The organism is Variovorax sp. KBW07, assembly GCF_003852515.1.
Classification (GTDB): Bacteria; Pseudomonadota; Gammaproteobacteria; order Burkholderiales; family Burkholderiaceae_C; genus Variovorax.
The window spans coordinates 25,537-36,232 of record NZ_QAJK01000011.1; the positions used below are offsets into that span (position 1 = coordinate 25,537).

Annotated in this window: 7 protein-coding genes; all 7 read left to right on the plus strand. The window is 56.0% G+C overall.

Going from position 1 to position 10,696, the window contains the following annotated elements; all coding sequences use genetic code 11:
- Nucleotides 1-48: 48 nt before the first annotated feature.
- Nucleotides 49-1,605 (plus strand): type I restriction-modification system subunit M, encoded by a 1,557-nt coding sequence (locus DBV14_RS02110; RefSeq protein WP_124457547.1) that lies wholly within the window; start codon nucleotides 49-51, stop codon nucleotides 1,603-1,605.
- Entirely contained in the window at nucleotides 1,602-2,873 is a 1,272-nt protein-coding gene (locus DBV14_RS02115) for a restriction endonuclease subunit S (protein ID WP_124457548.1), read from the plus strand. Before DBV14_RS02110 ends, DBV14_RS02115 begins: the two co-directional genes overlap by 4 nt.
- 1 nt (nucleotide 2,874) lies before the next feature.
- Nucleotides 2,875-4,137, plus strand: a complete 1,263-nt coding sequence (locus DBV14_RS02120) for an AAA family ATPase (protein ID WP_124457549.1) — start codon at nucleotides 2,875-2,877, stop codon at nucleotides 4,135-4,137.
- 4 nt (nucleotides 4,138-4,141) lie between these two features.
- Nucleotides 4,142-5,191 carry a YhcG family protein gene (locus DBV14_RS02125; RefSeq protein ID WP_124457550.1) on the plus strand — a complete coding sequence of 350 codons (1,050 nt, stop codon included), beginning with the start codon at nucleotides 4,142-4,144 and terminating at the stop codon, nucleotides 5,189-5,191.
- Nucleotides 5,184-8,294, plus strand: coding sequence for an HsdR family type I site-specific deoxyribonuclease (locus tag DBV14_RS02130; RefSeq protein ID WP_124457551.1), 3,111 nt, complete (start codon nucleotides 5,184-5,186; stop codon nucleotides 8,292-8,294). The genes DBV14_RS02125 and DBV14_RS02130 overlap by 8 nt, the downstream gene beginning before the upstream one ends.
- 419 nt (nucleotides 8,295-8,713) lie before the next feature.
- Entirely contained in the window at nucleotides 8,714-9,316 is a 603-nt protein-coding gene (locus DBV14_RS02135; protein ID WP_124457552.1) for a TRAP transporter small permease, read from the plus strand.
- A complete protein-coding gene (locus tag DBV14_RS02140; protein WP_124457553.1) occupies nucleotides 9,313-10,611 on the plus strand; it encodes a TRAP transporter large permease in 1,299 nt (432 codons plus the stop codon). Before DBV14_RS02135 ends, DBV14_RS02140 begins: the two co-directional genes overlap by 4 nt.
- The last annotated feature ends 85 nt before the right edge of the window (nucleotides 10,612-10,696 follow it).

The window sequence follows — 10,696 nt, forward strand, 5'->3', positions numbered from 1 at the left end:
TCTCGAATCGGGCCCGCTTGCAAGATCAAATCGAATCCAGAAAATCCCATGACCAGCATCCAACAACGTGCCGAACTCCAACGCCGCATTTGGCAGATCGCCAACGATGTCCGTGGCGCAGTCGACGGCTGGGACTTCAAGCAATACGTGCTTGGTGCCCTGTTCTACCGCTTCATCAGTGAAAACTTCGCGGCCTACATCGAAGGCGGTGACGAAAGCGTTCGCTACGCGGGGCTTTCCGATGAGGTCATCACACCGGAAATCCGGGACGACGCCGTCAAGACCAAGGGCTACTTCATCTACCCCAGCCAGTTGTTTGCCAACGTGGCCGCCAGCGCCAATACCAACGAAAGCCTGAATACCGGCCTGGCCGTCATCTTCTCTGACATTGAAAACTCTGCCATCGGCTACCCGTCGGAGCGCGACATCCGAGGCCTGTTTGCCGACTTCAACACCACCAGCAACCGCCTGGGCAACACGGTCAGAGACAAGAATGCTCGCTTGACTGCCGTGCTCAAAGGCGTTGCCGAGCTGGACTTTGGCCATTTTGACGACAAGCACATCGACCTGTTTGGCGACGCCTACGAGTACCTCATCTCCAACTACGCCGCCAACGCCGGCAAGTCGGGCGGCGAGTTCTTCACGCCGCAGCAGGTCTCCAAGCTGATCGCCCAGCTCGCCATGCATAAGCAGATCAGCATCAACAAGATTTACGACCCGGCCTGCGGCTCTGGCTCGCTGCTGCTGCAAGCCAAGAAGCACTTCGATCAACACATCATTGAAGACGGTTTTTTCGGTCAGGAACTCAACCACACCACATACAACCTGGCGCGGATGAACATGTTCCTGCACAACGTCAACTACGACAAGTTCAACATCCAGCTGGGCGACACCCTCATCGACCCTCATTTCGGTGACGAGAAGCCTTTTGACGCCATCGTCTCCAACCCACCGTACTCGGTGAAGTGGAAAGGTTCGGACGACCCCACTCTGATCAACGACGACCGCTTTGCCCCGGCCGGCGTGCTCGCGCCCAAGTCCAAAGCCGACTTTGCTTTTGTGCTGCACGCGCTGAGCTACCTCTCCAGCAAAGGCCGCGCTGCCATCGTCTGCTTCCCCGGCATTTTTTACCGGAGCGGTGCCGAGCAGAAGATTCGCCAATACCTGGTGGACAACAACTATGTGGAAACGGTGATCTCGCTGGCGCCCAACCTGTTCTACGGCACCACCATCGCAGTGAACATTCTGGTGCTGTCCAAACACAAGACCGACACCACCACCCAGTTCATCGACGCCAGCGGACTGTTCAAGAAAGAAACCAACAACAACGTGCTGCAGGACAAGCACATCGAACAGATCATGCAGGTGTTCGACAGCAAGGCGAATGTGGAGCACTTCGCCCAATCCATCTCTTTAGAGAACGTCACGGCCAACGAATACAACCTGTCTGTCAGTAGCTATGTGGAGGCCAAGGACAACCGCGAAGTAGTGGACATAGCGAAGCTCAATGCTGAGCTGAAAACTACGGTTGCCCGAATTGACCGGCTACGCAAAGACATTGATGCCATCGTGGCCGAGATCGACAGCGAGGAGTTGGAGGCATGAGCGCCACGGGCTTCTTGGAGAAGCTGTTGGATGGGGTAGCTGTGGAATGGAAGACGCTGGGGGAAGTCACTCTGCCCACTGCCAATATCAGGTGGCGTGATGCGAACCGCACCTATCGCTACATTGATCTTACATCTGTAAACATCGAAACCAAAAAGATTTCCGCTACCGCCGAAATTAACTCAAGCAATGCACCAAGTCGGGCGCAAAAGCTTGTTGAAAAAAGCGATGTGATTTTTGCGACGACCCGCCCAACTCAACAACGATATTGCTTAATTGGAGACGAGTACGCCGGCGAGGTTGCGAGCACCGGCTATTGTGTTTTACGCGCCAAGAAAAATGCAGTACTGCCTCAATGGATATTGCATTGGATTGCGTCAAATAATTTCAATACATACGTCGAAGAAAATCAAAATGGATCGGCATATCCTGCAATTTCTGACGCAAAAGTAAAAGAATTTAAGCTTCCGATCCCCTGCCCAGAAAATCCTAAGAAATCGTTTGAAATTCAAGCTGAAATCGTTCGCATACTGGACACCTTCACCGAGCTTACAGCCGAGCTTACAGCCGAGCTTACAGCCCGAAAGATACAATACAAGCACTATCGCGACGATTTATTGCGCTTTGAAGGCAAAAACGTCAAATGGAAATCGCTAAGTGATATCGGAAAATTTATTCGTGGCAAGCGATTTACCAAGGCCGACTACGTGGAAAATGGCATTCACGTCATTCACTACGGCGAGATATACACCCGATACGGCGTTTTTGCAGACGAAGCCTTTTCTCAAGTTGGAAGTGACTTGGCAGAAACGCTGCGCTTTGCGGAGCCGGGGGATGTCGTAATAACCGATGTTGGGGAGACCGTAGAGGATGTCGGCAAAGCCGTCGCATGGCTTGGCAACGAGAAAGTGGCTATTCATGACCACTGCTACGCTTTTCGGCATTCTATGAACCCGAAGTTTGTTTCCTATTGCATGCAAACTTCGTCGTTCGTTGCCGAGAAGGCCAAATACATTGCTAGAACTAAGGTCAACACGTTATTAATCAATGGCTTCTCCAAGATTGCCATTCCTGTTCCGCACCCAGATGACCCAGAAAAATCATTGGCGGAACAAGCCAGAATCGTCGCCATTCTCGACAAGTTCGACGCGCTGACCAACTCCCTCACTAAAGGCTTGCCCCACGAAATCGAACTACGTCAGAAGCAGTATGAGTATTACCGCGAAATGTTGTTGAGTTTTCCCAAGCCGGAAGAGATGGAGGCATAACATGGGTAAGACGCTCAAGGAAATCGCCCAACAACTGAGCACGCCCAAGACGGTTCAAAAAACTGTCCCTGAGAAAACGAAGTTAGTAGAAGAGGTCAAACCTCTCCCAAAGATTCAACTCATCTATGCCTTCAATGGCACGGGTAAGACGCGCCTTTCACGAGAATTCAAAGAGTTGTTCCCACCGACAACAGGAGATGAAGACACACAGCGCTCTGAGTTGGCAAGCAAGAAAATTCTTTATTACAGCGCATTTACGGAAGATTTGTTCTATTGGGATAATGATCTGGCATTTGACGCCGAACCAAAACTGCTAATCCGCCCTAATTCGTTCACTCGATGGGTGCTGGAGGAGCAAGGTCAGGACCGGAATATCGTTACGAATTTTCAGCGTTACGCCAACGAAAAACTCACGCCACGATTCAATGAAGAATACAAATTCAATGACAAGAACGGTCACGAGGTCGCAGTCAAAGCATTTTCGGAGGTGACTTTCTCGCTGGAGGGCGGCAATGATGAACATGCTGGAAATCTGAAAATCTCCAAAGGTGAAGAAAGCAACTTCATCTGGAGCATTTTTTTCACGCTGCTTGAACAGGCGATTTCGACACTGAACGACGTTCAGCCTGACTACCCTGAAACGACCCCATTTGACAACCTGGAATATGTGTTCGTTGACGATCCTGTCAGCTCCCTGGATGACAATCATCTGATCCAGCTAGCGGTAGACTTGGCGCAACTGATTAAATCAAATAAATCCAATGTCAACTTTATAGTCACGACGCACAACCCACTATTTTTCAATGTTCTTTGCAATGAATTCGGCAGCGATGAAAAAACCGAGCGATACAGCTGGAAATCCAAATGGTTCAGCAAGTCTCGTTTGGAAAAAAATGAAGACGGCAGTCTTCATTTAGCGGAGCAACCAAACGATTCTCCGTTTGCATATCATCTGCACTTGATAGCACAGCTTGAGGATGCAATAAAAAGTGGGAAGGTTGAAAAATATCATTTCAACCTACTTCGGAATATTCTTGAAAAGACTGCAACATTTCTCGGTTACAAGAGATGGGAACTGCTTTTGCCAGAAGCAGATGAGGGCTTGTCTAGTCCATATGCAAAACGAATTGTGAACTTCTCAAGTCATTCGAAGCATGCTGCCGAAGAAGTATCACCACTGAAACCGGAAGAGAAGCAGGTTCTGGAGAAATTGGTGAAGCACGTTATCGAGCGCCATCGCTTCTGGCAGCAGCAAGGAGTCTGAGGGCATGACCGATATCACCCAGCACACCGACTATCGGCAGGCCATTGCCGCCATAAAGCAGCGCATTCAGGCATCACAAACCCGCGCCGTGCTGGCGGTAAACGCCGAATTGCTGGGCCTGTACTGGGACATTGGCCGCCAGCTGGACGCCTGGCAACGCGAACGCGCCTGGGGCTCGGCGGTGGTGGAGCAAATGGCGCTGGACTTGCAAGCCAGCTACCCCGGCATGAAGGGCTTCTCGCGCACCAGCCTGTTTGCCATGCGGCAGTTCTATGCCTTCTTCAGCCCTCGGTTTGAAGTTGTCCCACAGCCCGTGGGACAAATGCCTTGGGGGCATGTGCGCACCCTGCTGGCCAAGGTGAAGTCGGTGGAGCTGGTGTTGCTGTATGCGCAGGCCTGCATTGAACACGGCTGGAGCCGCACGGTGCTGGAGTGGCAGATCGAGCAGCGCTTTCATGAGCGTGCGGGTCAGGCGGTAGGCAACTTTGCCAAGACCCTGCCTGCACTCCAGTCAGAGCTGGTGCAGCAAAGCCTGAAAGATCCGTATGTCTTTGACTTCCTGACCCTGGCGCCGCAGGCGGTAGAGCGCGACATCGAGAACCAGTTGGTCGCGCAGATCACCCGGTTTCTGCTGGAGCTGGGCAAGGGCTTTGCCTTTCTCGGCAGGCAGTACCCGTTGGCCGTAAATGGACGGGACTACTTTCTGGATTTGCTGTTCTATCACGCACGCCTGAAGTGCTACGTGGTGATTGAGCTGAAGGCGGGCGCGTTCAAACCCGAGTACGTTGGCAAGCTCAATTTCTACCTTTCGGCGGTGGACGATCAGCTGCGCGCCGAGGGTGACCAGCCGACCATCGGCCTGATCCTGTGCAAAGACAAGGACAAGCTGGACGTGGAGTACGCGCTGCGCGACATCAACAAACCGATGGGCGTGAGTTCGTTCATCACCAAAGACATTCCCTTGTCGGTGCGGTCGCAGTTGCCGACCGTGCAGGAGATTGAGAACGAGCTGACAGCGCTGATCCAGGACGATGAGAGCAAGCCCAATGAGTGACTACAAGACCATTGCCGAATCCAGAAACTTCATCGTTCTGGACAGGTACACCAAAGACTGGCAGATCAACGAGAGCTACCAGAGCGAGAGCGATCTGGAGCGTGAGCTCATTCAGGATCTGGTTCAACAGGGCTATGAGGCGCCGCTGGGCCTGAACACGCCCGAGGCCTTGTTGGCCAATGTTCGCTTGCAGTTGCAGGCGCTCAACAACGTGCAATTCTTCGACCTTGAATGGCAGCGCTTTGTTGAGAACTGGCTGGACAAGCCCAGCGATGGAATTGTCGAGAAAACCCGCAAGGTTCACGACGACTACGTCCACGACTTTGTCTTCGACGATGGACATATCCAGAACATCTACTTGCTGGACAAAAAGAACATCGCCCGCAACAAGGTGCAGGTCATCAAGCAGTTTGAGCAGGCTGGCACGCATGCCAACCGCTATGACGTGACGATTCTGGTCAATGGCTTGCCGCTGGTACAGGTGGAACTGAAGAGGCGCGGTGTGGCGATTCGCGAGGCCTTCAATCAGGTGCACCGGTACAGCAAGGAAAGCTTCAACGGCGCGCAGTCCTTGTTCAAGTTCTTGCAGCTGTTTGTGATCACCAACGGCACCGACAGCCGCTACTTTGCCAACACCACCCAGCGCAACAAGAACAGCTTCGACTTCACCATGAACTGGGCGAAGGCCGACAACAGCCTGATCAAAGACCTGAAAGATTTCACCGCCACCTTCTTCCAGAAAGATGTGCTGTTGAAGGTGCTGCTGCGCTACTCGGTTTTCGATACGAGCAACACGTTGCTGGTGATGCGCCCGTACCAGATCGCCGCTACCGAGCGCATTCTGTGGAAGATCAACAGCGCCTATCAGGCCAAGAGCTGGAGCGCGCTGGAGGGCGGTGGGTTCATTTGGCACACCACCGGCTCCGGGAAGACGCTCACCAGTTTCAAGGCGGCTCGCCTGGCCACCGAGCTGGATTTCATCGACAAGGTGTTCTTTGTGGTTGACCGTAAGGATCTGGACTACCAGACCATGAAGGAATACCAGCGCTTCTCACCGGACAGCGTGAATGGCTCGGACAGCACTGCTGGCCTCAAGCGCAATCTGGACAAGGACGACGACAAGATCATCGTCACAACGATCCAGAAACTCAACAACCTGATGAAGAGTGAGAGCGACCTGCCTGTCTACGGCAAGCAGGTGGTTTTTATATTTGATGAGTGCCACCGCAGCCAGTTTGGGGAAGCACAGAAAAACCTGAAGAAGAAGTTCAAGAAGTTCTATCAGTTTGGCTTCACCGGCACGCCGATCCTCCCGCAAAACGCCCTGGGCGCGGAAACCACCGCCAGTGTCTTTGGACGTGAGCTGCATTCGTACGTGATCACCGATGCCATTCGCGATGAAAAGGTGCTGAAGTTCAAGGTGGACTACAACGATGTGCGCCCGCAATTCAAGGCCATCGAAGCCGAGCAGGACGAGAAAAAGCTCAGCGCCGCAGAGAACAAGCAGGCACTGCTGCACGTCGACCGCATCCGCGAGATCACCCAGTACATCCTGAACAACTTCCGGCAGAAAACCCATCGCCTGCAAGTAGGTGGTTATCAGGCAGGCAAAGGCTTCAATGCCATGTTTGCAGTGAGCAGCGTAGATGCCGCCAAGCTGTACTACGAAGCATTTAAGACGCTACAGAAGGGCAGCGATAGGCCTCTGAAAGTGGCCACCATCTTCTCGTTTGCTGCCAACGAAGAGCAAGAGGCAGCGGGCGAAATTCAGGACGAAAGCTTTGATGTGTCGGCCATGAACAGCAGCGCCAAGGAGTTCCTGAGCGCGGCCATAGCAGACTACAACGCGCTCTTCAAAACTAACTTCAGTGTCGACAGCAACGGGTTCCAGAACTACTACCGCGATCTGGCCAAACAGGTCAAAGCCAAAGAGATCGACCTGCTGATCGTGGTGGGCATGTTCCTGACCGGCTTTGATGCGCCCACGCTGAACACCTTGTTTGTGGACAAGAACCTGCGCTATCACGGCTTGATGCAGGCGTACTCGCGTACCAACCGGATCTTTGACGCCACCAAAACCTTCGGCAACATCGTCACCTTCCGCGACTTGGAGCAGGCGACGATCGATGCCATCACCTTGTTTGGCGACAAGAACACCAAGAACGTGGTGCTGGAGAAGAGCTACGAGGAATACATGGTCGGATTCACCGACGCGGTGACCGGAGAGGCGCGTCGCGGTTTTGTGGACGTGGTGACGGAGCTGGAGCAGCGTTTTCCTGATCCTGCAGCCATTGAGAAGGAGTCGGACAGGAAGGCCTTCGCGAAGCTGTTTGGTGAATATCTGCGCGTGGAGAACGTCCTGCAGAACTACGACGAATTCGCCAGCCTGAAGGCCATTCAAAGCCTGGACATGAGTGACCCGGCGGCTGTTGACGCATTCAAGGCCAAGCACTATCTGGATGATGATGCATTGGCCGTGCTGCAAGAAGTCAAGATCCCCGCTGAGCGAAAGATTCAGGACTACCGCTCAGCCTACAACGACGTTCGTGACTGGCTGCGACGGGAAAAGTCTTCAAGCGAAAAGGAGAAGTCCGCCATCGACTGGGACGACGTGGTCTTTGAGGTCGACCTGCTGAGGTCACAAGAAATCAACCTCGACTACATCCTGGAACTGATTTTTGAGAACAACAGGAAGGTGAAGGACAAGGTCGCGCTGGTAGAAGATGTGCGTCGGGTGATACGCGCGAGCCTGGGCAACCGTGCCAAGGAGAGCTTGCTGGTCGACTTCATCAACCAGACTGACCTGGATCAGATGGGTGAGAAAGCCAGTGTGATAGACGCCTTTTTCATCTTTGCTCAAGCAGAGCTACAGCGAGAGGCGCAAGAGCTGATCAACGCCGAGAACCTGAACACGGAAGCGGCCAAGCGCTATATCACCACCTCGCTGAAACGAGAGTTTGCAAGTGACAACGGCACGGAACTCAATGCTGTTCTTCCCAAGATGAGTCCCCTGAATCCTCAATACCTGATCAAAAAGCAGAGCGTGTTTCAGAAACTCGCCGCCTTCGTAGAGAAATTCAAAGGCGTGGGTGGGCGCGTTTGATTTCGCTACACCTCGAAAAAAGACAGATACACAAAACGCTGACCGCGCCCGATACCAGCCCTTCGGACTTCTACTTGCCCCCGCCCGTCTCTCACGAAAGCTCAGTGGTACGCCCCCGCACGTCCATCTGCAATCCGCCACAGCAACCACCAACCCCACAGCCGCACTCATCGTGCACAGGGCACCGGGTGCTCCCCGCAGCGAAATAAAGGAGAGAGCCCGAAGGGCGAGAGACATTCCCCGGCGCCCTATGCACACGTCCTGAAAGCCGCTCTGCAGCCCCCGCAGCTAAGGAAACCCCCGATACATGAGTGGTCATTGACCCCCTAGCATCGGCAACTGTTTCCCTGTCGAGGTGTACGGAACGCGTCCCGGCGTCCGCCCGGTGACATGGCGTTTGCCTCACTGACCTTCCCGCGATGACAACTCCACCCGAGTCCGGCCCCACGCTGGACGCCGCCAGCCCCATCCCCCCCGACATCGAAGCCGCCGACGAGCCCACCAAGGCCCCGCTTGCCATCGAGGACTGGCTCACGGTCATCATCATGGGCGCGCTGGCGCTCATCACCTTTGCCAACGTGCTGGTGCGCTACTTCACCGACTCGTCCTTTGCCTGGACCGAAGAGTTCTCGGTGTTCCTGATGATCATGCTGGCGCTGGTGGCCGGCTCGGCCGCCGTGGCGCGCGACAGGCACATCCGCATCGAATACTTTTCGGAGAGCGGATCGATGGCGCGGCGCAAGCGGCTCGCGCAGTTCGGCGCGCTGATGATCGCCATCTTGTTCACGCTGATCGGCGCGCTCAGCATCCGCATGGTGTGGGACGACTACCGTTTTGAAGAAACCACGCCGGGCATCGGCCTGCCGGCCTGGTGGTATTCGATCTGGCTGCCGATCGTGTCGTTTGCCATCGCGCTGCGCGCGGTCGGGCTGATGGTTCGCCGCGGCCGCAAGACCAACTACAAGTCCGACGCGCCCGCTGCCACGGGCAAGAAGAACGACGGCAAGGGCGACGCCAAGTGATCGCCACGCTGCTCTTTGTCGCCTTCGTCGCGATGATGCTGGTGGGCGTGCCCATCGGCGCCGCGCTGGGCCTGGCCGGCGCTGCCTGCATTGCGCTGGCGAATGGCGACGCGCAATGGTTCGGCCTGCTGGCCGTGCCACAGAACTTCTATGCAGGCCTGGGCAAGTACCCGCTGCTGGCGATTCCGATGTTCGTGCTGGTCGGCTCCATCTTCGACCGCTCGGGCGTGGCGCTGCGCCTGGTCAACTTCGCGATTGCCATCGTGGGCCGCGGCCCCGGCATGCTGCCGCTGGTGGCGATTGCGGTGGCGATGTTCCTGGGCGGCATCTCGGGCTCGGGCCCGGCCAACGCCGCCGCCGTGGGCGCGGTGATGATCGCCGCCATGTCGCGCGCCGGCTACCCGCCGGCCTTCTCGGCCAGCGTGGTGGGCGCCGCGGCGGCCACCGACATCCTGATCCCGCCGTCGGTCGCGTTCATCGTGTACTCGGTGCTGGTGCCCGGCGCCTCGGTGCCGGCACTGTTCGCGGCCGGCATGATCCCCGGCATCATGGCCGGCCTGGCGCTGATGATTCCGGCGGTGTGGCTGGCCCGCAAGCACAAGATGGGCGCGCTCGAATCGACGTTGCCGCGCCCGCCGTTCTGGAAGAGTTTCCGCGAAGCGACCTGGGGCCTGGCGGCACCGGTCTTGATTCTGGGCGGCATGCGCGCGGGCTGGTTCACGCCGACCGAAGCGGCGGTGGTGGCGGTGTTCTACGGCCTGTTCGTGGGCATGTGCATCCACCGGACGATCAAGGTGCGCGACCTGTTCGTGATCTTGCGCGAGTCGGGCGAACTGTCGGCGGTGATCCTGCTGGTGGTGTCGCTGGCGGGCATCTTCGCGTACTCGCTGTCGACGCTGGGCGTGATCGATCCGGTGACGCGCGCGATCGTGAATTCGGGCCTGGGCGAGTACGGCATCCTGGCGCTGCTGATCCTGCTGCTGATCACTGTGGGCATGTTCCTGGACGGCGTGTCGATCTTCCTGATCTTCGTGCCGCTGCTGTTGCCGATCGTGCAGCACTACAAGTGGGACCCGGTGTGGTTCGGGGTGATCCTGACGCTGAAGGTGGCCCTGGGCCAGTTCACGCCGCCCCTCGCGGTGAACCTGATGGTGTCGTGCCGCATCGCGAACGTACGCATGGAAGAGACGGTACGCTGGGTGGGCTGGATGCTGTTCTCGATGTTCGTGGTGATGGTGCTGGTGATCGCCTTCCCGGAACTCGCGCTGTGGTTGCCTCGCAAGCTGGGGTACTGAGCGGGATGCGGGGCTGCTCTTCTGTTCGCCGTGTTGTGTTGGGTCTGGGAGCTGCTGTTCTTCAGGGCGACGCTCACGCCGACGG

Excerpts from the sequence above, each read along its gene's own strand:
- DBV14_RS02110 (WP_124457547.1), top strand. The coding sequence starts at position 49 with ATGACCAGCATCCAACAACGTGCCGAACTCCAACGCCGCATTTGGCAG.
- DBV14_RS02115 (WP_124457548.1), top strand. The coding sequence starts at position 1,602 with ATGAGCGCCACGGGCTTCTTGGAGAAGCTGTTGGATGGGGTAGCTGTG.
- DBV14_RS02120 (WP_124457549.1), top strand. The coding sequence starts at position 2,875 with ATGGGTAAGACGCTCAAGGAAATCGCCCAACAACTGAGCACGCCCAAG.
- DBV14_RS02125 (WP_124457550.1), top strand. The coding sequence starts at position 4,142 with ATGACCGATATCACCCAGCACACCGACTATCGGCAGGCCATTGCCGCC.
- DBV14_RS02130 (WP_124457551.1), top strand. The coding sequence starts at position 5,184 with ATGAGTGACTACAAGACCATTGCCGAATCCAGAAACTTCATCGTTCTG.
- DBV14_RS02135 (WP_124457552.1), top strand. The coding sequence starts at position 8,714 with ATGACAACTCCACCCGAGTCCGGCCCCACGCTGGACGCCGCCAGCCCC.